Source organism: Pantoea sp. Ae19-2, from assembly GCF_059801205.1.
The window spans coordinates 93,857-114,693 of record NZ_JBCHWE010000002.1; the positions used below are offsets into that span (position 1 = coordinate 93,857).

General features: G+C 52.6%; 18 protein-coding genes and 1 pseudogene. 11 read left to right on the plus strand and 8 right to left on the minus strand.

Annotated features, from left to right (window positions below; genetic code table 11):
• Nucleotides 1-85 precede the first annotated feature (85 nt).
• From AAIE03_RS21100 to AAIE03_RS21115, 4 genes are all read right to left on the minus strand, one after another.
• Entirely contained in the window at nucleotides 86-3,163 is a 3,078-nt protein-coding gene (locus AAIE03_RS21100; RefSeq protein ID WP_029569547.1) for an efflux RND transporter permease subunit, read from the minus strand.
• Nucleotides 3,160-4,290 carry an efflux RND transporter periplasmic adaptor subunit gene (locus AAIE03_RS21105; protein WP_014333093.1) on the minus strand — a complete coding sequence of 377 codons (1,131 nt, stop codon included), beginning with the start codon at nucleotides 4,288-4,290 and terminating at the stop codon, nucleotides 3,160-3,162. Before AAIE03_RS21105 ends, AAIE03_RS21100 begins: the two co-directional genes overlap by 4 nt.
• 133 nt (nucleotides 4,291-4,423) lie before the next feature.
• Complete coding sequence (locus tag AAIE03_RS21110; RefSeq protein ID WP_029569546.1) at nucleotides 4,424-5,611, minus strand: sensor histidine kinase; 1,188 nt, start codon at nucleotides 5,609-5,611, stop codon at nucleotides 4,424-4,426.
• Nucleotides 5,608-6,300 (minus strand): response regulator, encoded by a 693-nt coding sequence (locus tag AAIE03_RS21115; RefSeq protein ID WP_498563181.1) that lies wholly within the window; start codon nucleotides 6,298-6,300, stop codon nucleotides 5,608-5,610. The genes AAIE03_RS21110 and AAIE03_RS21115 overlap by 4 nt, the downstream gene beginning before the upstream one ends.
• Before the next feature lie 105 nt (nucleotides 6,301-6,405).
• Here AAIE03_RS21115 and AAIE03_RS21120 point away from each other — a divergent pair, with 105 nt between their 5' ends.
• Nucleotides 6,406-7,212 (plus strand): MipA/OmpV family protein, encoded by an 807-nt coding sequence (locus AAIE03_RS21120; protein WP_081091697.1) that lies wholly within the window; start codon nucleotides 6,406-6,408, stop codon nucleotides 7,210-7,212.
• Nucleotides 7,213-7,300: 88 nt separating this feature from the next.
• On the opposite strand, the gene AAIE03_RS21125 is transcribed toward AAIE03_RS21120, so the two are convergent.
• Nucleotides 7,301-7,702, minus strand: coding sequence for a hypothetical protein (locus tag AAIE03_RS21125; protein ID WP_227008748.1), 402 nt, complete (start codon nucleotides 7,700-7,702; stop codon nucleotides 7,301-7,303).
• A gap of 59 nt (nucleotides 7,703-7,761) precedes the next feature.
• Here AAIE03_RS21125 and AAIE03_RS21130 point away from each other — a divergent pair, with 59 nt between their 5' ends.
• Nucleotides 7,762-8,073, plus strand: coding sequence for a hypothetical protein (locus AAIE03_RS21130; protein ID WP_014333098.1), 312 nt, complete (start codon nucleotides 7,762-7,764; stop codon nucleotides 8,071-8,073).
• A 35-nt stretch (nucleotides 8,074-8,108) separates the two neighbouring features.
• On the opposite strand, the gene AAIE03_RS21135 is transcribed toward AAIE03_RS21130, so the two are convergent.
• On the minus strand, nucleotides 8,109-8,495 hold the full coding sequence (locus AAIE03_RS21135) for a bleomycin resistance protein (protein ID WP_014604616.1): 387 nt from the start codon (nucleotides 8,493-8,495) through the stop codon (nucleotides 8,109-8,111).
• Between the two features lie 536 nt (nucleotides 8,496-9,031).
• On the opposite strand from AAIE03_RS21135, the gene arnB reads away from it, so the two are divergent.
• The 7 genes from arnB to arnF are packed head-to-tail and all read left to right on the plus strand — an operon-like array spanning nucleotide 9,032 to nucleotide 16,385.
• Nucleotides 9,032-10,168: a UDP-4-amino-4-deoxy-L-arabinose aminotransferase gene (gene arnB, locus AAIE03_RS21140; protein WP_014333101.1), complete on the plus strand. Its 1,137-nt coding sequence runs from the start codon at nucleotides 9,032-9,034 to the stop codon at nucleotides 10,166-10,168.
• On the plus strand, nucleotides 10,169-11,149 hold the full coding sequence (gene arnC, locus AAIE03_RS21145) for an undecaprenyl-phosphate 4-deoxy-4-formamido-L-arabinose transferase (protein WP_013027836.1): 981 nt from the start codon (nucleotides 10,169-10,171) through the stop codon (nucleotides 11,147-11,149).
• On the plus strand, nucleotides 11,149-13,131 hold the full coding sequence (gene arnA, locus AAIE03_RS21150; RefSeq protein WP_019105840.1) for a bifunctional UDP-4-amino-4-deoxy-L-arabinose formyltransferase/UDP-glucuronic acid oxidase ArnA: 1,983 nt from the start codon (nucleotides 11,149-11,151) through the stop codon (nucleotides 13,129-13,131). The genes arnC and arnA overlap by 1 nt, the downstream gene beginning before the upstream one ends.
• Nucleotides 13,128-14,021: a 4-deoxy-4-formamido-L-arabinose-phosphoundecaprenol deformylase gene (gene arnD, locus AAIE03_RS21155; protein WP_013027838.1), complete on the plus strand. Its 894-nt coding sequence runs from the start codon at nucleotides 13,128-13,130 to the stop codon at nucleotides 14,019-14,021. The genes arnA and arnD overlap by 4 nt, the downstream gene beginning before the upstream one ends.
• Before the next feature lie 5 nt (nucleotides 14,022-14,026).
• On the plus strand, nucleotides 14,027-15,688 hold the full coding sequence (gene arnT / locus AAIE03_RS21160) for a lipid IV(A) 4-amino-4-deoxy-L-arabinosyltransferase (RefSeq protein ID WP_498563182.1): 1,662 nt from the start codon (nucleotides 14,027-14,029) through the stop codon (nucleotides 15,686-15,688).
• Nucleotides 15,688-16,011, plus strand: a complete 324-nt coding sequence (gene arnE, locus AAIE03_RS21165; protein WP_014333104.1) for a 4-amino-4-deoxy-L-arabinose-phosphoundecaprenol flippase subunit ArnE — start codon at nucleotides 15,688-15,690, stop codon at nucleotides 16,009-16,011. Before arnT ends, arnE begins: the two co-directional genes overlap by 1 nt.
• Entirely contained in the window at nucleotides 16,008-16,385 is a 378-nt protein-coding gene (arnF, locus tag AAIE03_RS21170) for a 4-amino-4-deoxy-L-arabinose-phosphoundecaprenol flippase subunit ArnF (protein ID WP_022622983.1), read from the plus strand. The genes arnE and arnF overlap by 4 nt, the downstream gene beginning before the upstream one ends.
• Before the next feature lie 138 nt (nucleotides 16,386-16,523).
• Here the strand turns inward: arnF and AAIE03_RS21175 are convergent, their stop codons facing one another.
• Nucleotides 16,524-18,452, minus strand: coding sequence for a methyl-accepting chemotaxis protein (locus AAIE03_RS21175; protein ID WP_498563183.1), 1,929 nt, complete (start codon nucleotides 18,450-18,452; stop codon nucleotides 16,524-16,526).
• 569 nt (nucleotides 18,453-19,021) lie between these two features.
• Here AAIE03_RS21175 and AAIE03_RS21180 point away from each other — a divergent pair.
• Nucleotides 19,022-19,561, plus strand: a complete 540-nt coding sequence (locus AAIE03_RS21180; protein WP_013027843.1) for a chorismate mutase — start codon at nucleotides 19,022-19,024, stop codon at nucleotides 19,559-19,561.
• A gap of 417 nt (nucleotides 19,562-19,978) precedes the next feature.
• On the opposite strand, the pseudogene AAIE03_RS21185 reads toward AAIE03_RS21180, so the two are convergent.
• A pseudogene (locus AAIE03_RS21185) lies at nucleotides 19,979-20,238 on the minus strand (IS30 family transposase); the annotation flags it as partial.
• A 304-nt stretch (nucleotides 20,239-20,542) separates the two neighbouring features.
• Here AAIE03_RS21185 and AAIE03_RS21190 point away from each other — a divergent pair.
• Complete coding sequence (locus AAIE03_RS21190; protein WP_217267919.1) at nucleotides 20,543-20,701, plus strand: YnfU family zinc-binding protein; 159 nt, start codon at nucleotides 20,543-20,545, stop codon at nucleotides 20,699-20,701.
• The last annotated feature ends 136 nt before the right edge of the window (nucleotides 20,702-20,837 follow it).

Here is a 20,837-nt window from a genome sequence, read left to right on the forward strand (position 1 = left end):
TGCCAGTAAAGCGGGTGAGCGTGTCGCTTGTTGTCCTGGGTAACAGGCAGGCCTGATCAGGCCCCCTGTTACTGCCGGTTATCACTCACTGATCTTGCACCTGATTCTGACGGCGTCCTTCTCTTTGCATGACCAGGCTGAGCGAGGCCGGTAACAGCGTTAACGTGACCAGCGTTCCGGTGACCAGACCGCCGATAATGGCGTACGCCATTGGCCCCCAGAACACCTGCCGGGAGATGGGCAACATGCCGAATATCGCCGCACAAGCCGTCAGTAATATTGGTCGGGCGCGATGAATAGCCGCGTGATAAATCGCCTCGTTGTGCATCATGCCTGCCTGAGTATTACTGTCCACCTCACTGATCATGATCACCGCGTTACGGATGATCATGCCTGCCAGCGCGATAATCCCTAACAGCGCAACAAATCCCATTGGCGTTCCACTCGGCAACATGGCGATAACGATGCCGGGTAAGCCGAAAGGGGCCATCAGCAGCGCCAGCAACATTCTTGAGAAGCGTTTCAACTGCAGCATCAACAGGATAAGCATCACACTCAGCGTGACCGGCAACACCGCAAACACCGATCGGTTACCTTTATCCGATTCGGCGACGGTACCGCCTTCTTCAATATGATAGCCGGCAGGCAAGGACGCGCGGAATGTATCCAGTTCGGGCTTCAGCTGATCTGAAACGTTTTCAGCACGCGCCGTAGGGGCAATATCGGTTTGCACCGTAATGTAAGGCTGGCGCTGACGTCGCCAGATAACCGGATCCTCAAGCTGCCATTTCAATGTCGCAACCTGACCCAGTGGGATTTTCTGTCCAGAGGCGGTATCCAGCATCAGACCGTTGAGGATATCGGTATTTTGCCGTTCCTCATCGTTTCCCCTGAGCACCACATCAATCAGTCGGTTACGATCACGGATCGTGGTTACCGTACTGCCTGACGTCACAGTATTCAGCATGGAGGCAATGCTTTCAGAAGAGACACCAACCGCACGCGCTGCCGTCTGATTGACATCAAGTCTGATAACCCGCTCGGGTTCACCTGCTGTCATATTCACCTCACGCATATTTGGCGATCGTGACAGCTGTAAGGCCAGTTTTTCCGCAATTTCACGAACCTGCCTGTAGTCGGGGCCTGTAACGCGGTACTTTAGCGGCCAGCCAATCGGTGGCCCCAGTTCAAGGGGCGAAACGCGCGAGGTGATATCACTAAAGTCACGTGCCAGGATGTGATCCAGCTTGTTGCGTACTCTGTCACGAGCGTCAAGGCTCTTCGCAACCACCACCAGCTGGGCAGTATTTTCATTGTCCAGCAAGACCTCCATCGGCAAATAGAAACGTACCGCGCCAGAGCCGACATAACTGGAGAAATGATCGATGTCGTTATCGCTGCGTATCAGGTTTTCCAGTTGTCCGGTTCGCCGGGTGGTTTCGGTTTGAGAGGCATTCGCGGGCAATGTCAGGTTCACTAACAGCTCAGGGCGGTCTGAAGCGGGGAAAAATTCCCCCTGCATCAGCGTTGTGCCGAAGATCCCCATGCCCAGCAGCAGGAGGGCGAGAGTGACCGTCGTCCAGCGATATTTAAGCGTTTGATCGAGCAGGCGGCGATAAAATCGGCCCATCAGCCCCGGCTGTTTGTGCGTTGCGTGGGCGCTATCGGTCAGCAGCCAGGTGCCTGTCACGGGTGAAAACAGAATAGCCACCACCCAGGAGCAGAGCAGAGAAATCAAGACAACCGCAAAAAGCGAGTAACAATATTCGCCCGCGCTGGAGGCGGCAAAGCCCACTGGGATAAAACCGGCTATCATCACCAGCGTGCCCGTCAGCATAGGGAAGGCCGTGGTTTTAAACGCAAATGTTGCCGCCTGCCATTTGCTGTCGCCTGCTTCAATGCGTGACACCATGGTTTCCACCGTGATCATCGCATCATCAACCAGCAGCCCGAGTGCAATAATTAAGGCGCCCAGTGAAATACGTTGCAAACCTATCCCTGCAAACGTCATTCCAACAAACGTCATAGCCAGCACCAACGGGATCGCCGCCGCGACCACCAGCCCCGCCCGAAAACCCAGCGAAAAAAAGGATATCGCCAGGACAATGATGACGGCTTCCGCCAGCACCTGAACAAATCCGCTAACCGCCGTTTTGACGACGGTGGATTGATCGGCGACTTTTATCATATTGATACCATGCGGTAACTGGCTGGCGATAATTGCCATCCGCTGATTGAGTGCCTGGCCAAATCTGAGCATGTTGCCAGAAGGGGCCATGGAAACCGCCAGCCCAATGGCGGGCTCACCATTGACACGAAAGGTGGAAGAGGGTGGCTGTGAGGGCTGAAGCGAGATCGTCGCAATATCCGACAGCGGGATAAAGCGCTGACCAATGCGCAGTGTAACCGCCTCCAGGTTTGCCACCGTCGTCAGCGCACCGCTGACACGAAGCGCAATATTCTCTTTATCGGTGCGTATTTCCCCCGCGGGCGCCACGGCATTCTGCGCCGTTAATGCATCGCTGACTTGCTGAAGCGTAAGGCCCATACCATCCAGCTTCCTGGGTGAGAAGGCGATAACAATCTGCTCCTCCTGTTCACCCAACAGGGTAATTTTGCCCGTGTCAGGCACATCCATCAGGTCACGACGAATATTATCGACCTTATCGCGCAGTTCACGTGGGCTGAAGCCATCGGCGGTAAAACCATAAATGGTGCCAAACGTATCACCAAACTCATCATTGACGCCTGGGCCCTGAACGCCTTGCGGCAGGCTTGGGGCGATATCCTGCATTTTTTTCCGGATCTGGTACCAGATGGTTGGAACCTGTGCCGGGGGCGTATCATCGCGCAGATTAACAAATATCACCGTCTTGCCAGCCCGCGTTTCACTTTCAATAAAATCCAGCGAAGGCGTTTCCTGAAGCTTTTTTTCCAACGTATCGGTGACCAACTGCATGGTGTCTTCGACCGTGGCGCCAGGCCACTGTGCCGACACCACCGCCGTTTTAATCGTAAAGGCGGGATCTTCATTACGCGGCAGATCGATGTAGCTGAGAACACCCGTCGTCATCACTAACAGCATAAAGAAGATCACCAGCTGCTGGTGCGCTAGCGCCCAGGCGGACAGGTTAACGCCGTGCAGAGTGCTGTCCGGTTTCATTTGTCGTTCTCCTCAAGCCTGACGCGCTCGCCTGGCAGCAATGTTTTTACGCCTGCGGTGACCACGCGCTCGCCCGGCTGCACGCCAGCGCTGAGATAGATCTGCTGTGCATCAAACCGCGTCAGTTGGATGGGCCTGACCTGAATCTGCTGGGTTTTGCTGTTAACGACGAAGACGGCAGGCCGCTCCCCGGCTCGCGTGAGTGCACTGGCTGGCAGCGCAATGACCTGGTCCACTTTTCCGGGAAAAGTGCCCAGTACCGTTGAACCCAGTGCCATATCGGCTGGCGGATTGGTCAGCGTCACGCGAAGCCGCCAGGTGCGGGTTTGTGAATCGGCCTGCGGGCTGATATCACGAAACTGCCCGTCCGCCTTCAGCGCAGGATTGGATAACAGCGCGATCCGGATCGGCGTGGTTGTCGCCTTTTCTGTGAGTGTAGGTTCGGCGAGGTCAAACACGGCATCGCGCTTGCCGTCGGCTGCCAGCGTCATGACCGTCTGCGCCGCACTCACCACCTGCCCGGGCTGAACGTTTATCGAGGTGATCACGCCGTCACGCGGTGCGGTGAGCTGTGTCCAGGCCATATTATCGCGCGCATTTTTAAGCGCAGCCTCACTGCTTTGACGGCGGGAAACGGCGACCTGCCAGTCACCTTGCGCGCTATCTAACTGCGCGCGGGAGATGGCACCGCCCGGCATGAGCAGCTTCATACGGTGAAGCGTGAGAGCGGCAACGCGCTCCGATGCCCGTGCACTGTTGAGATCGGCCGTCGCGCTGCTGAGCTGATTTTGGGCAGCGTTACTCTCTAATGTCGCAAGCACCTGACCTGCGGTAACGTGCTGACCCATATCGGTCGTTCGGGCGGTTACCCGACCCTCCAGTCTGAACGCTAATGCTATTTCTTCGTGCGCCCGGAGCTCACCCGTTTGCGTCATAAGACCGCCACTGGAAAAGGGCGGTACCGTCAGGGTACGGACGGGACGTAGCGTGTCCCGCTGGGCAGGCTTTTCATCTCTACACCCTGCAAGTATCAAGATGCCCACCACGAACAGTGGCGGTACAGCAGCGTTGAAGAGGGTGAGGTGGCGCAGCGCCTGGCGAGCAAAACAAGGAATAAAATCTGTCATAGCCGGATTCCTTAAATGAGACAGCCTCATTTAACGTGGCTTATGTCCAGAATCCTTTTATGAATCATCAAGAAATGGTCAAGGTCAGCAAAAATGCCTGGCGCAGGGCGCGCAGGCTTCACTTTTGCCGGTCCTACTCTGCTGGCAGGCTTTCTATTATGGGCAGCGTAATCATGATGTGTAATCCTCCTTCAGGCGGCAGGCTGGCACGGATAGCACCGCCGTGAGCCTCAACGATGGCTTTCGCAATAGACAATCCCAAACCGCTCCCGCCAGAATGACGGGCCCGGGAGGAGTCTGCCCGGGTGAAACGGTCAAAGATAACGCTTAAGAACTGAGGATCGACACCCGGACCATAATCACGAAACTGCAGGGTGATGGCGGAGTCTGAGGCGTGCGCATCAATGGAAATTCGCTTGCCTTCGGCCGCATAGCGCAATGCATTCTCCATTAAAATCGTGATCACCTGACCGAAGCGGAAAGCATCGCCCGTATAAGGCAGCGATGTTGGTGACTGAACATCTATTTCCACCTGCTCAGCCTCCGCCTGTAGCGCCAGCCAGGAAGCCCTTTCCCGCACCAGGTCAGCAAGATTAAACCGTGACAGATTCAGGCTCAGCTGACCGGCATCGGCTAGCGACAGCAGATGGAGCTCGTCTGTCAGCCGGCTCAGTTGCGTCAGCTGCTTCATAATCATGGAAAACTGCCGAGGTTCGGGTTCAAACACGCCGTCCACAATGCCCTGTAGTCGCCCCATGGCCGCGGTTAAGGGCGAGCGGAGTTCATGGGCAATCGCAACATGTGAGGCTTTAAGTTCACGCTCATAGCGCGCCAGCTGCTGGGTCATCAGGTTAAAGTCATCGGTGAACCGCACTAACTCCTGCGGCGCGCCTTTTACCTGACCGACCGAGGTGCTGAATTTTCCCCGTGCGACATCACGCGCCGCGTGCGCCAACTGGCTGAATTGTTTTGCCAGCGGCAAGGCAAAACGCAATCCCATCACCACAAAAAAGGGAATAATGAAAGCGACCAGCACGGCTACGGTAATCCAGTCCGAAGACGCAATAGAAGGGTCGGAAAAGCCAACGCCCCACCATTGATCGACGATCTGATGAAAGCGAGCCGGATCCTGCTCCGGATGCAGGCGCAGTTGGGAAAACTCTGCCCAGAGTGCGGCGGGCATACGGTAGTAAACCCAGAGTATTTGCAGGGCAAATCTCAGCCACATGCAAAAGGCGATAAGAATCACGCCGCCTAAGCCGAGAATCAGTATGCGGATACAGATCCAGCGCCACATTGAATCGTTGCTGTCTGGCTTCATGGTTGTCTGAACCTGTAACCCACGCTGCGCACTGCGGGTAAAATCTCTGTCATCCCTGCGGCCTCAAGCTTGCGGCGTAGATTGTAGACGTGCGTATCAACGACGCGTTCAAGCGCATCACTCTCTGGCAGACAGTTCTCGAGCAAAAACAGACGGCTGAACGGGCGAGTGGGTGAGCGCATTAAGGTCACCAGAATGGAAAATTCCGTTGGCGTCAGATCGAGTCGGTGAGTGCCTTGTGCATTGTTAACCACCGCGGTCAGGGAGTCAGGATCGACCTCCAGCCCTGCCCAGCAGAGCTTATCATCCGCCACTTTCGCTTGCCGCGCGCGGCGCAGTACGGCCTGAACACGCGCGACCACCTCGCCGGGATGGTAGGGTTTAACGACATAGTCATCTGCGCCATAGCGCAACGCGCCGATTCTGTCTGGCGCGTCTCCCATCGCGGTTACCATAATAACGGGCGTGTCACCGCTGCGTCTGATCGCGGCCAGCACTTCGGTGCCATTCATCACCGGCAGCATGACGTCCAGCAATATCAGGTCAGGTTGCCAACGCCCGACCTGTTCCAGCCCCGTCATGCCGTTACTGGCGACCATCACGTCATAGCCATCACGTTTCAGATAGGCTTCCAGTACGCTGGCGGCATCAGCGTCATCTTCAATAATCAATACGCGTTTTGTTTTCATTTGGGCCACCTTGACCGTTTCTCCATCGTTTCCTGGGCTTTTGTTGACACGCTGTTTTTATACTCCAGCCTGGTCGCGACAATGTCGCCTTCATGACACCACCTGATGAGATCAAGCAAAGTGATAATAACCGGAAAACATGCGCTTCACATGGTCAGTTTAATGCTGACGCTAAGTGCCCTGAATGCCAGGGCAGATGACAGTTCTGCGCCAGAAAACAGCCTGACAGTGGGTTTGGCGGCAAACAATGCACCACGTTACAGCGGGGCGAAACAGCATCACTGGCAAGCCGTTCCGGTTATTCAGTGGCGCGAGGGGCCGATATTTTTTGATTCTCAGAAAGGGATAGGTTACGACTTACAGGCTGAAAACGGCCTTTACCTGGAGCATACACTGGGATTGAGTCTGGGTCGCTCAGACCGTGATTCGTCGTGGCGAGCAGGGGACGACAGCCTGAAAGGCATGGGGAATATCGATCCGGTTGTCAATACCGCCCTGGCTCTCGGCTGGTCGGTAACGCCCTGGTTTATCGTGGAAGGAAAAGCGACGCTTCCGCTAAGCGACAGCCAGGGTGTTCAGTATCAGACATCGGTCACCCTCATTCCATGGCAGACGAAAAGTGACACTGTAGCATTGCAGATAGCAGGACTGTTTGGGGATGCGCGCTATATCAACACGTTTTACGGGGTAAGCAGGGAGCAGCATGTCCGAAGCGGGTACGCCGATTACACCACCCATGGCGGCTTCTATGGGACGGATGCCAGTGTGACATGGAGCCATCAGTTTGCTTCAGGATGGGGAACCAGTTTAATCGGCGATTACAACTGGCTGGATAAAAACGCGGCGGACAGTCCAATTGTCTTCCGCCGCGGGGGGGCCTCCGTGACGGCGGCAATCACCTACTCATTCTGACAGGCCAGACCAACAGGATTGTCTGGCGGCTACGGGCGCTGAGTTCCTGTGAGGGTTAAGCCAACCCCCAAAACAGGTCTGTCAGCGCTTAGCCTTTATGGCATGCAATCCGGTCATAGCCTGTTGGCGATTTCTTTGCGGCTGCTTTGCGCTTTTTGCTGTTGATCTTAGGCAGCCAAATCCTGAACTGCTCAGCCAGCAGTCTCGCCTGTTGTTCATCAACCGTCCGGCAAATAAACAGCTTACTCTTGGTCTGATGCGTCACATCAGTGGCATAAATTTCGTAGCTGCTGCCGCGCTGATCGTATTCGATGTCGGTGAAATGCATGTGTGGCCACAGGCCAGTTCTGACCTCAAATTTGCTCAATTCCATGTTTGTTACCGTTAAGTTATTGCTGTGATTAATGTCGTTATCCCTGGTCGGGCCAGTAAATGTAGAACAAATTAGGATTTGTGCCAGTGCGAGGCAAAATTTTTCCGTATTTTTCAAGAGTGATGTGTAAAATCAAGGTATTACCCTCTAATGCAGACTGGTCTTAAGGAGAAAAAATGATTGTCAGGACATGGCACGGATGCGTTCCGCGAGAACATGCCGAAGGGTTTGCCCGCCATCTACAAAAGACGGGTGTTGAGCACGCCCTGGCGACGCCAGGGAATAAAGCCGCTTTCGTGCATCAGGAAACGCAGGGAGAGTGGCAGCATTTTTTTCTGGCGACGTACTGGGAGGATTTAACTGCAGTGAAAAAGTTTGCGGGTGAAAATTACCACGTCGCCGTGACCTGGCCGGATGATAAGGCCTTTGCCTTAGTCTCTGACCCCTATGTTTTCCAGCATCAGGTGAGCGAAATCGTGCCGCTGTAAATGCTCAATATCGGTGCGCCTGCCGGTTGATGAAATCAGCCGACAGGCTGACAAAAGCGGAGAAGATAGCCGTCGGGGTCCTGAACCAGGAACTCTTTTTGACATTCGACGCGTTCCCCCGTGTCGTAACAATTTTCGCGTAGCGGCCGAAAGAGGGGCGTACTCAATCTGAGCAGACGACTGTAGAGCGTCTCGATGTCCGGAACGTCAATCTGTAAGTTTATTCCTCGTCCCAGAGGATAGGCCATTTCAGCGGTGAGCCAACCGCCTTCGTGTACCTGTTCAATCATTAGCTGTACTTGACCATAACAGAGATAGGCAAAGTCAGGATTCTCGCGCCTGATTCTCACCTTAAAACCGATCGCCTCCACGTAAAAAGCCCAGGATGCCGCAAAATCCGTCACGGCAAGTTCAGGCACCATCGGGTTCCAGTATTGAGTGGCTGAGGTTTCATTGGGACGCATGGTTACGGGTAACACCCTGAATTTCAATAAAATTGTGGTTAAGCGAAATTTTCTGTCGAATAAAGCGGGCCAGACGACTAATAAATAACGCGATTCACCTCTGTGACTTTCCCCGATCGTAGCGATTCTGTCAATTTTGTCCTCAGCCTTTTTTGAACGCCAAACTGTCTTTTTAGTACCTTCACGCAACTGTCAAACATATCTGTTTATTTAATGTGATTAGTCTGGTAAAAGTGAGAAATATCATGTCAATTTGTTAATTTCTCAAGGTGTTTAATGTTTGGTTAAGGTTCCGGGCGTATGATTTGAGACCGGTGTGAAATAAATATTTTTCTAATGTTTTATTTCTCTTGCCAGATTTTTGTGATTTTGCCTGTTTTTTGCCGATTTTGACGACGTTTGATGAACGTTCAATTGCATTTTTCTCACTTTTGCATTTCAAAATTCATCTCAGTTTTTAGAAAAACGGCAAAACAGTTTAAGGATATTACTTGATGGCGTTTCTTCCGTTTTCCCGCCCATCTCTGGGTGAAACTGAACTGTCTGCAGTACGTGATGTGTTTGCATCGGGATGGATTACTACTGGGCCAAAATGTGCAGAACTTGAGCGTGCATTCTGCCAGCTGACCGGAAATCAACACGCTATCGCCGTGACTTCCGCCACCGCCGGTATGCACGTCATGTTGATGGCGCTGGGCATTAAGGCAGGGGATGAGGTTATTACCCCTTCACTGACCTGGGTTTCCACACTCAACATCATCACTTTACTGGGTGCCACACCGGTCATGATCGATATTGACGTCGATAACCTGATGGTCACGCCTGAAGCCATTGAAGCGGCAATCACCCCAAATACCAAAGCGATCATCCCTGTCCACTACGCTGGCGCACCCGCCGATATCGATGCCATTTATGCTATTGGCAAACGCCATGGCATTCCGGTCATCGAAGATGCGGCACATGCGGCCGGCACGTATTACAAGGGCAAGCATGTTGGCGGGCATGGAAATGCTATTTTTTCATTCCACGCTATCAAAAATATGACCTGCGCCGAGGGTGGTCTGGTCGTGACCGACGATGCTGCCCTTGCCGATCGCATCCGTAGCCTCAAATTTCATGGCCTTGGCGTCGATGCCTTTGACAGACAAACCCATGGCCGTCAGCCGCAGGCGGAAGTCATCATGCCCGGCTTTAAATACAACCTGCCTGATATCAGCGCGGCCATTGCGCTGGTCCAACTTGAAAAGTTGCCTGAAATCAACCAGCGCCGCGCGGCCATTGCGCAACGCTATCTGGAGGCGCTGAAAGATACGCCCTTCAAGCCGCTGGTTCCGCCCGCCTGGTCGCACCAGCATGCGTGGCATCTCTTCATCATCCGTGTGGATGAGCAGGCATGTGGTTTCTCTCGCGATGCGCTGATGCAGAAGCTTAAAGAGCAGGATATCGGAACCGGCCTGCATTTCCGCGCGGCCCACACACACAAATATTACCGCGAGCACTATCCGCAATTATCGTTGCCCGCGACTGAGTGGAACAGCGAACGCATTTGTTCGATTCCGCTGTTTCCCGACATGACAGATGATGACGTTGAACGCGTTATCAGCGCACTACGTGAACTGACTGGGGTTTAAATGTTCGACGATAAAGAGATTGAAAAAGTATCGGTAGTGATCCCGGTCTATAACGAGCAGGAAAGTTTACCGGCATTAATTCAGCGCACGAATGATGCCTGTAAAAGTCTTAATCTGGACTATGAGATCCTGTTGGTTGACGACGGGAGCCAGGATGCATCAGCCGTAATGATTGCTGACGCCGCCTCGCTGCCGGACAGCCATATTGTGGCTGTGCTACTTAACCGTAATTATGGCCAGCACTCCGCGATCATGGCGGGCTTCAGTCACGTCAGTGGAGATTTGATTATCACGCTGGATGCAGACTTGCAAAATCCACCTGAAGAGATCCCGCGTCTGGTGGCTGCCGCCCAGGAAGGCTATGACGTTGTGGGCACCGTTCGCCAGAATCGCCAGGACAGCTGGTTCCGCCGTCAGGCATCACGCACCATCAACCAGATGATTCAGCGCGTGACCGGAAAATCGATGGGTGATTATGGTTGCATGCTGCGGGCTTACCGTCGCCACATCATTGATGCCATGCTGAACTGCCACGAGCGCAGCACGTTTATTCCTATTCTGGCGAATACCTTTGCACGACGCACGATCGAATTGCCCGTCACTCATGCTGAACGTGAGCACGGCAGTTCAAAATACAGCTTCATGCGCTTAATCAACCTGATGTATGACCTGGTGACCTGCCTTACCACGACCCCGTTACGCATGCTGAGCGTGCTCGGCAGCCTTATTGCGCTGACTGGTTTTGCCTTCTCCGTGGTGTTGATTCTTCTGCGACTGTGTTTCGGAGCAGCCTGGGCCGGTGATGGCGTCTTCGTGTTATTTGCCGTGCTGTTTATTTTCATCGGCGCGCAGTTTATTGGTATGGGGCTGCTTGGCGAGTATATCGGCCGTATTTACAACGATGTTCGTGCCAGACCTCGCTATTTTATTCAACGTGTTATCAATCCTCAGAAAGACCGTTCTGTACAGGAAACCGAGTAATGAAAACTATCGTCTTCGCTTATCACGACATGGGTTGTGCGGGCATCAATGCGCTGTTAAAAGCGGGCTTTACCATCAGCGCGATCTATACCCATGCCGACACGGCGTCAGAAAATCACTTTTTTGGCTCAGTGGCGCGAATCGCGGCTGAAAATTCTATCCCGGTTTATGCTCCGGATGAAGTTAACCATCCTCTGTGGATCGATCGCATCAAATCGGCTGAACCCGATGTGATTTTCTCTTTCTATTACCGTAACCTGCTGTGCGATCAGATTCTGAACAGTGCGAAGCAGGGTGCCTTTAACCTTCACGGCTCACTGCTGCCAAAATATCGCGGACGCGCACCATTAAACTGGGCGCTGGTCAACGGAGAAACCGAAACCGGTGTCACTTTACACCGCATGGTTAAAAAAGCGGACGCGGGCGATATCATTGCTCAGCAGCGTGTCGCCATCGCCGATGAAGATAACGCACTGACGCTGCACCGCAAGCTGGTTGACTGCGCCAGCGCGCTTCTTGAAAGTGCTTTACCTGCCATGAAACAGGGCAACATCGTTGGCACCCCGCAAAATGAAGCGGACGCCACGGTAGTGGGTCGTCGTACGCCAGAAGATGGCCGGATTAACTGGGCGCTGCCTGCCAGCCAAATTAATAATCTGGTGCGTGCGGTGACCGATCCGTGGCCGGGCGCGTTTGCCTTTGCCGGCACCACCAAATTCGTGGTCTGGAAAGCAAAAGTACTCTCCACCCCGCATAACGTCAGGCCCGGCACCGTGCTGTCTGCAGAGCCATTTGTCGTGGCCTGTGGAGAAGGCGCCCTGGAGATTCAGACCGGCCAGACCGCAAACAGCGTGTACATGAACGGTGTTCAGCTGGCTCAGCATCTGGGCATGGTGAATGGCGCACTGCTTTATTCACAGGCCGTTGCAGCCGTAAAACGCCGTACCCGTGTCTTAATCCTGGGTGTGAACGGATTTATCGGTAACCATCTGACCGAACGTTTGCTGCAGGATGACAATTTCGAAGTCTTTGGTCTGGATATTGGTTCTGATGCGATTAGCCGGTTTGTCGGACATCCACGCTTCCAGTTTGTTGAAGGCGACATCAGTATTCACTCTGAGTGGATTGAGTATCACATCAAAAAATGTGATGTGATCCTGCCCCTGGTGGCCATCGCAACACCGATTGAATATACCCGTAATCCGCTGCGCGTTTTCGAACTGGATTTTGAAGAAAACCTCAAAATTGTTCGCGACTGCGTTAAATACGGCAAACGCATTATCTTCCCCTCGACGTCTGAAGTGTACGGCATGTGTACCGATGCGAATTTCGATGAGGATCACTCAAATCTGGTCGTGGGTCCGATTAACAAACAGCGCTGGATTTATTCCGTTTCCAAGCAACTGCTGGATCGCGTTATCTGGGCTTACGGGGAAAAAGAAGGGCTGCGCTTTACCCTGTTCCGTCCTTTCAACTGGATGGGCCCGCGCTTAGACAACCTGAACGCGGCGCGTATTGGGAGTTCACGTGCGATCACTCAGCTGATCTTAAACCTGGTGGAAGGATCGCCCATCAAGCTGTTTGATGGTGGTCGCCAGAAGCGTTGTTTTACCGATATCAGCGACGGTGTCGAAGCGCTGTTTAAAATTATTGAAAACAAAAACAATAATTGCGACGGACAAATCATCAACATCGGTAACCCGGATAACGAAGCCAGTATCAAAGAGCTGGCTGAGCGTCTGCTGGAAAGCTTTGAACGTCATCCGCTGCGTGCCAGCTTCCCACCGTTTGCCGGCTTCCGCGAAGTGGAGAGCAGCAGCTACTACGGCAAGGGCTATCAGGATGTTGAACACCGTAAGCCATCAATCCGTAATGCTAAACGTCTGCTCGGCTGGACGCCTACCGTGGAAATGAACACCACGATTGATAATACGCTCGACTTCTTCCTGCGTACCGTTGAGCTTCAGGACGACAAGGAATGAGAAAGGTTGGTCTGCGTGTTGATGTAGATACCTGGCGCGGGACAAAACTTGGCGTCCCCGCGCTTCTGGATCTGTTCAATAAACATGATCTCCAGGCGTCGTTTTTCTTTAGTGTCGGACCCGACAACATGGGACGCCATTTATGGCGTCTGATGAAACCACGCTTTCTGTGGAAAATGCTGCGCTCACGCGCAGCATCCCTTTATGGCTGGGACATTCTGTTAGCCGGAACGGCCTGGCCAGGAAAGCGGATCGGGGCAGGGATGAGCGATATCATTCGCTCAACCGCCGATCGCCATGAGGTCGGTCTGCATGCCTGGGATCATTTTGCCTGGCAAACCTGGGCGGGCGTCTGGAAAGCGCCGCAGCTCATTCAACAGATAGCGTTAGGGCGCGACGCACTGGAAGCCATAACAGGACAACCGGTGACCTGCTCAGCGGTGGCCGGATGGCGCGCTGATGGTCGCGTAATCCAGGCAAAAGAAACGTTTGGCTTTCAGTACAACAGCGACTGCCGTGGTACCAGGCCGTTTCGCCCACAGTTAAGAAATGGCGAGCTGGGTACGGTTCAGATCCCTGTCACCTTACCGACATGGGACGAGGTCGTCGGACCCACGCTCAGCGCCGAACGTTTCAACGACTACATTCTGGAAAAAATTCAGGCTGACCAGGGCACGCCGGTTTATACCATCCATGCCGAAGTGGAAGGTATCAGCCAGCTTAGTGCGTTTGATACGTTGTTGCAGCGCGCCCGTGAGCAGGGAATACAGTTTTGCCCGCTGAGCGAACTCTTACCTGCAGACCTCGAAACCTTACCGGTGGGTAAAGTGGTTCGTGGTCATATCGCTGGCCGGGAAGGCTGGTTGGGTTGTGAGAATTTAACAAGGTAAGCACCATGACTGCCACCAAAAAGACCCTATTACTGGTTTCACTTTTTATCCTCTATTATTTAGTCCCTCTGGAGTTCCGTAATCTCTGGCAACCTGACGAAACACGTTATGCCGAAATCAGCCGGGAAATGCTGCAAAACGGTAACTGGATTACGCCGCATTTCTTCGGTCTGCGTTATTTTGAAAAACCGATAGCCGGATACTGGTTCAACACCGTAGGTCAGGCCATTTTTGGCCACAATAACTTTGCGGTCAGAATTGGTTCGGTCTTTTCAACGTTGATGAGCGCAGTGCTGATTTTCTGGCTGGGCTGCCGTATTTTTTCGCAGCGCAGCGTGGCGCTAACGGCCAGCGTGATCTTTTTAACCTCGCTGCTGGTTTACGGCGTTGGAAGTTACGCGGTGCTGGACCCGATGCTGACATTGTGGATGGTGGCCGCCATGTGCAGCTACTGGTATGCCAGTGAGGCACAAACTAACCCGCAAAGGGTCGTGCGTTATCTGCTGTTAGGGCTGGCCTGCGGTATGGGCTTTATGACCAAAGGTTTTCTGGCTCTTGCCGTACCGGTGATAGCGATCCTGCCCTGGGCCATCTGGCACCAGCGTTTCCGCGAGCTGGTTATTTTTGGCCCGCTTGCCATCGTCAGCGCGGCATTAATCAGTGCGCCCTGGGCGATCGCGATTCAGCAGCAGCAACCTGACTTCTGGCATTACTTTTTCTGGGTCGAGCATATTCAGCGTTTTGCAGAAGATAATGCCCAACACAAAGCGCCTTTCTGGTATTACGTGCCCGTCCTGATCGCCGGTGCGCTTCCCTGGCTGGCGCTGCTGCCTGGCGCATTACGGTCGGGCTGGCGCGAACGCAAACAGTCTCCCGGTGCGCTTTATCTCCTGAGCTGGGTGGTCATTCCGCTGCTGTTTTTCAGTATCGCAAAGGGCAAACTGCCAACGTATATCCTGCCCTGCTTTGCGCCGTTGGCCTTGCTGATGGCCAGCTATGCCTGGCAAAAAGCCCGCCAGAACACGCGAGTCTTTACCATCAATGCGTGGATAAATATCGTATTCGGTACGGCCTGTATTATTGCGTTATTAGCCGTATTTGCGCCCTGGGGTTTGAGTCATCGACCGCTCTATGGACCGCATCAGTTGCTGGCGCTGTCTATGGCCGTGTTGTCCTTTGCTGGCTGGGCAATTGCGGGGCTTTTCAGCCTGAAATCGCCACAAAGTCGTTGGCTGGCAGCGGCGCTATGCCCGCTGGCTCTGGCACTCTGTGTGGGTTCGGCCATTCCTGAAGGCGTTGAAAACACGAAGCAACCGCAGGTGTTTATTCGCAGCATTGAAAGCAGCCTTGCCAATAGCCGCTACATATTAAGCGATAATTCAGGCGTCTCTTCTGCGATTGCCTGGACGTTGCAGCGTAGCGATATCATTGCATACAGTCAAAAAGGCGAACTGCAATATGGCCTCAGCTTCCCTGATGCGCATTCCTCCTATGTCAGCAGCGAAGATTTCCCGCAGTGGCTTAAGGCACATCGTAAAGCGGGCAATGTCTCATTGATTTTAATGCTGGATCGTGGAGAAGCGACGCCAACAGACTTACCGCCTGCGGATGCTGTTTACCGTAACGGTCGGATGCTTTTGCTGCAATATAACCAGGCTGATGAGTGATGAGTTTGTTGTTGGTCCTGCTGACCAGTCTGCTTACCTGTGCCGGTCAGCTCTGCCAAAAGCAGGCGGCGCGTCAGACCAACCGGGCACGACTTACAGGCTGGCTGGTTGCCAGCCTGGCGCTGCTGGCGCTGGGGATGGTCGTCTGGCTGTTGGTGCTGCAGCGGTTGCCCGTCAGCCTGGCTTATCCAATGCTGAGTATTAATTTCATCCTGGTCGCGCTGGCCGCGCGCTTTGTCTGGCAGGAAAGAATGACCCGCTGGCAGTGGATGGGCACCGTACTGATTGTGGTGGGCGTGGCCATCATAGGGAGTTACGCATGAGAGGCTACCTGCTGGCACTGTGCAGCGTCTTACTGGTGACGCTGGCCCAGCTGATGCTGCGCTGGGCAATGCACCAGTTGCCCGCGCTGCCGATGTTAATAACGCAATACGCGCTTTACTGGCTACCGCTGCTGGTGCTGTGTGGCGGTTTAACGTCGTATGCCTGCTCGATGGTGAGTTGGTTTTTAGCATTGCGCCACCTGCCGCTGAGCCGGGCTTATCCGCTACTGAGCATCAGCTACGTGCTGGTGTGGTTGCTGGCGATCAGCCTTCCGCTGTTTGCAGAGCCGTTCCATGCGGGCGCGATGGCGGGGGTATTTCTGATCCTGGTGGGTTTACTTTGTCTGTGCGTCAAGCCAGGAAAAACGAGCTGAAAGCACGGTTTCCCTCTGAGCCATGTCAGGCTGTTAACGTCTGGCTATGCCGAAAGAGCAGGGGCAGGGTTGGCGAACCGCGTTGATGCGTATCAAACACAAACGCCGGCATTATGCCGGCGTTTTTTATCATCACAGTCAGAACGTTTCCCAGTTACCCTCAGCTGGACTGGGCTGACGAAGAGAGACAGGCGCTTTGGTCACAGATTTTGCTGTGCTGTGGCTAACGGCCATTCCACTCTTGTTCGCGGGCAAACGGAACACGGCGACCGTTTTTTCCAGCTCTTCTGCCTGAGACTCCAGCGAGCTGGCGGCGGCTGAAGACTCTTCAACCAGTGCGGCGTTTTGTTGCGTTGTGGTATCCATTTCTGTCATTGCCTGAGCAATTTGTGATATGCCGCGGTTTTGCTCATCGGAAGCCGCCGCGATTTCGCTCATGATGTCCTTCACCTGCGTGACGGACAAGACTATTTCATCCATCGTCGATCCCGCCTGATCGACCAGCGTGGACCCTTCGTTAACACGATGCAGTGAATCACGGATCAGCGTCTCGATTTCCTTCGCCGCCACAGAACTGCGCTGGGCAAGATTTCTGACTTCGCCGGCGACAACTGCAAAACCCCGACCTTGCTCGCCCGCCCGTGCCGCTTCAACAGCTGCGTTCAGCGCCAGAATATTTGTCTGGAAAGATATTCCATTGATTACGCTGATGATTTCGCCAATTTTACCTGAGCTGGTTGTAATGCCTTGCATGGTGGTGACTACGTTACGAATGATGTCACCGCCCCGTCCGGCATTCGCCGATGCTTCCGTAGCAAGCTGGCTGGCATGGTGCGCGTTTTCAGCATTTTGCTTAACGGTGGAAGTTAACTCTTCCATACTGGCAGCGGTTTGCACCACGGCGGCAGACTGCTGCTCAGTGCGCGATGACAAGTCCATATTACCGGCGGCGATCTCAGAAGAGGCACGCGCCACACTGTTCACTCCGTCGCGCACGTTGGTGATGATGTTTTGCAGACTCTCGTTCATCACGCTGACCGCCTGCATCAACAGGCCCAGTTCGTCGCGCCGCGTGGTTGAAAGCGTGGCGGTAAGGTCGCCTTCAGAGATGCGCTGAGCCACGCTCAACGTTTCTTTCAGCGGTACCGTAATGGCGCGCGTAATACGCCAGGCAACCAACAGGCTGAGCAGGATACACAATGCGGCAACGACGGCGATCTGACGTTCAGCGTTAAGTAGAGCGCTGGTAGATTCAGATGCCTGGTAGTCAAAGAGCTCAGCCACAGATGTATTTAACTTTTCGGCCACTGCACTGAGTTGTGAAGAGGCAGCGGCCTCTGCACCCACGGCAGTCATATAGTCCGTGAAAGCCTGCTTTAATTGCGTCAGATCCGTTTTTTGCGTATTAAGGACCGTCTGGATCTCAGGAATGGCGAGCGCCGAAAGCTGAGTTCGGATCTGCTCAATGGACGTAATATTACCGTAAATTTCGACTTTACTGGCTTCAGTGGGCTTGTCAATAAAGCGCTCGACGTCACCGGCGACCTCCTTCAGTAATGAGGCTAAGCGTAATACCTGCAGCATTGCCTCTGGCTGAGCGGGAATATTCACCCCATCAAGACTTTGCCCAAGCGTGAGCAGATCGTTACCCTGAATAACCGCAGAAGCCGCAAAGGTCTTTTTGGAGGCGAGATAGAATGCCTGGCGCAGGGTTTGATAGCTTTGTAACGCGCTCCCCAGAACGTCAAGCTGTTGTTCACCCTGAGCGTTCCAGTCAAATTTCTTTAACGTGTCAAAATGGGCGCTTAATTCGTTGAGTGCGCGGGCGTTGACCTGAGCATACTGCTCGTCTTTCGTGTACTGATACAGTAAACGGTTCATGCGCGCTTTACTGAGTGTATTGACCATGTTGACGGTAACGTCTTGTTTTGCTGAATTCTCTTTAATGCTCTGGAAACCTTTGAAGGCCAGAAGCGCTATCGCGAGGGTCGCAACGATAAGCACGCCAAAACTCAACCCCAGCTTTTTTCCTATTTTCATATCGGAAAACGTACGTGTAATAAACATAATTTCACCCTGACAGGAAGGAAAAAGAAAGCGTGTTTTGCAGCCTGTATTAACCCCACACTGCTTAATGAAACTTATCGACTACCACGATGAAAACTTTAAAGACAATTTGAAATATAAATTCACAACTGTGACATCAGTCTGTTTAGGCGCTGTTTTACGACTTTTTTATGGTTTAGTATTAACAGTTAAGCCCATAATAGTTAGGGAGCGAATAATTTAAGCAGGTTTTTTGCTGACTTTTTTTTACATTTGAAACCAGAAAAAATATAAAATTTAAAAATCTTTACCAAGAATAAAAGATTTTAAAATCAATAAGTTGGTTGATCTGCCTTCCGGCGGGTATTTATTAACATCTTAAAGATTTGATAATCACCCCTGAAACTTAAATTCGCAGAAAAAATACGTTACTTTCTCTTAACATCGCCAGCTTAGTGATTAACATTCTAGTTATAATTTGTATTAGTTAATTACAGAGATTAAATAATATTTCTATGAAACTCGCTCCCTGAGAGGTACGTTTAATCTGATTAATCTTTTTCAACTATTTGGAAACAGGCTAACCAAACATGCAATATATGACCTTTCTTCTTGCTGCATTAATTTTCTGCGGCTCTGCCGCCGCCGCGCCAGCGTCAGAACCCGTTTCACTACTCTCTCGGGCACTGCATGAGAGAATGCTGTTAATGAAGGATGTTGCAGCCTTCAAAAAAACGCACAATAAGCCGATTGAAGACCTGGCTCGGGAACAGGATGTGTTAGCCGAAGCCAAAGAGAAATCGGCAAAAGCTGGCCTCGATCCACAGTCTGTGACCGCTTTTTTTCAGGGACTGATGGATGCAAGTAAAGCGATTCAGTATCGTTACCTGGCAGACTGGTTGAGTGCTCCGCATGCCGTCCCACCCGCCAAAGATCTGGCAGAGTTGCGCCAGCAGATTAATCTGTTAGACGGACAGATTTTGCAAGCCATCAACCAGCAGCTGTCACAGGGTGGTTTTACCAAAGGCGATTTAGCTCAGCTACATCAGCAGCTAAATGTCCAGCATCTGAGTGATAACGACATCAATAACGTTTTGCTGGGGCTGGAGCACATTCGGCTCAAAAAATAACGGTCCGCCGCGCGCGGCGGAATGCACGTCCAACATCCTTGAACGTCTTCTCATACGTTTGCAACGTGACAGGTTATCTACCTTAACGGGTACCGCAATTTTTACTCTAAGAATCCTTAACTCCCCGAAGCGTCAGCAGGAAGTTGACGCTTCGTAACCCGGCAATTGCGCCTTTCGCGGCGAAAGCACGCTCATCCGGGTTACCTGCGTTTCTTCATTGCTGAAAGCCTGCAGGGCTGTTTAAAGAAAGGTAGGGAATGTCACGATTTATATGGCTGTAGCCGACTACGTTGGGCGTAAGGGGCCGTTCATCATCTGCGCCATCTTTTACGTCCTCTGGCGCCGTCATGCCGCTTAAGCGCCATACGAAACACGGCTCGTTAATTCAGATTAAAACGTCCGCTTTGTGCTGTGAGTTCAACCGATAGATGCAACACATTTATTGAACCCTTCTGCGGGTGATTCATAGTCTGGCGTTTTTCTCGGCCTTTCGTTGAGCTGTCTGGCAACGCTGTTTAGTCTTTGCTGGCTGTGAACCGATAAGTCAGTTCCCTTTGGAAAATATTGTCTGAGCATCCTGTTCGTATTTCCATTTGAGCCATGTTGCCAGGGGATTGAGGATCGCAGAAGTAAATCTGGATGTCTGCTGCTACAGTAAACCGGGTGTGGCGGGTCATCAGTTCTTAAAGGAGCCTCACCCCTGATTGTTTAGAGCGTTGATACTCTCGGAAGCGCTTAAAAACAGGGCATAAATAACCGTCGCAAGCACTTTTTTTTGACAGTCAGTAAAAAACTGAGGTTTTTAGCAATAATATTTTTTTAGAAAAAGTATGAAAGTGACGCCTTTTTCCAGGGGCAAAATTAAATAATCCTCCCACTTTATGTAACTGCTCACTTGCAGGCAGGTAACAACGAAACAAATCGATTGGAAATTAATCAACTGTGATAGTATGAGTTTCATTCCTCTAAAGGGTAACCACCATGTCTCTTCTCGATTACGCAAGGAAGTTCATGAGTGCTCCGTCCACGGTAGTCTGTCCTGCCTGCGGTTTAAGTTCCTCCCAGCCTGCCTCAAAGATTCGCCTGAAACAGGCTATGCTTTGTCCGGGATGTAAATCTCTCTTTGTCTCTCCACGTTAGCACCTGACTTTCAGATCCGACGATCTTCCCTGTTATACCGTAAAGACCTGGACCTGCAGCTGATAAATCCCTGATGCCTTACGCCCATCCTGAGAGAACGTTTCTGAACTGATTTCTCAACTGCTCCTGCGCGTTA

What these genes read in the sequence shown, in the direction of transcription:
- AAIE03_RS21100 (WP_029569547.1), bottom strand. Translation starts at nt 3,163, where the DNA reads ATGAAACCGGACAGCACTCTGCACGGCGTTAACCTGTCCGCCTGGGCG.
- AAIE03_RS21105 (WP_014333093.1), bottom strand. Translation starts at nt 4,290, where the DNA reads ATGACAGATTTTATTCCTTGTTTTGCTCGCCAGGCGCTGCGCCACCTC.
- AAIE03_RS21110 (WP_029569546.1), bottom strand. Translation starts at nt 5,611, where the DNA reads ATGAAGCCAGACAGCAACGATTCAATGTGGCGCTGGATCTGTATCCGC.
- AAIE03_RS21115 (WP_498563181.1), bottom strand. Translation starts at nt 6,300, where the DNA reads ATGAAAACAAAACGCGTATTGATTATTGAAGATGACGCTGATGCCGCC.
- AAIE03_RS21120 (WP_081091697.1), top strand. Translation starts at nt 6,406, where the DNA reads ATGAGATCAAGCAAAGTGATAATAACCGGAAAACATGCGCTTCACATG.
- AAIE03_RS21130 (WP_014333098.1), top strand. Translation starts at nt 7,762, where the DNA reads ATGATTGTCAGGACATGGCACGGATGCGTTCCGCGAGAACATGCCGAA.
- AAIE03_RS21135 (WP_014604616.1), bottom strand. Translation starts at nt 8,495, where the DNA reads ATGGTGCCTGAACTTGCCGTGACGGATTTTGCGGCATCCTGGGCTTTT.
- arnB (WP_014333101.1), top strand. Translation starts at nt 9,032, where the DNA reads ATGGCGTTTCTTCCGTTTTCCCGCCCATCTCTGGGTGAAACTGAACTG.
- arnC (WP_013027836.1), top strand. Translation starts at nt 10,169, where the DNA reads ATGTTCGACGATAAAGAGATTGAAAAAGTATCGGTAGTGATCCCGGTC.
- arnA (WP_019105840.1), top strand. Translation starts at nt 11,149, where the DNA reads ATGAAAACTATCGTCTTCGCTTATCACGACATGGGTTGTGCGGGCATC.
- arnD (WP_013027838.1), top strand. Translation starts at nt 13,128, where the DNA reads ATGAGAAAGGTTGGTCTGCGTGTTGATGTAGATACCTGGCGCGGGACA.
- arnT (WP_498563182.1), top strand. Translation starts at nt 14,027, where the DNA reads ATGACTGCCACCAAAAAGACCCTATTACTGGTTTCACTTTTTATCCTC.
- arnE (WP_014333104.1), top strand. Translation starts at nt 15,688, where the DNA reads ATGAGTTTGTTGTTGGTCCTGCTGACCAGTCTGCTTACCTGTGCCGGT.
- arnF (WP_022622983.1), top strand. Translation starts at nt 16,008, where the DNA reads ATGAGAGGCTACCTGCTGGCACTGTGCAGCGTCTTACTGGTGACGCTG.
- AAIE03_RS21175 (WP_498563183.1), bottom strand. Translation starts at nt 18,452, where the DNA reads ATGTTTATTACACGTACGTTTTCCGATATGAAAATAGGAAAAAAGCTG.
- AAIE03_RS21180 (WP_013027843.1), top strand. Translation starts at nt 19,022, where the DNA reads ATGCAATATATGACCTTTCTTCTTGCTGCATTAATTTTCTGCGGCTCT.
- AAIE03_RS21190 (WP_217267919.1), top strand. Translation starts at nt 20,543, where the DNA reads ATGTCTCTTCTCGATTACGCAAGGAAGTTCATGAGTGCTCCGTCCACG.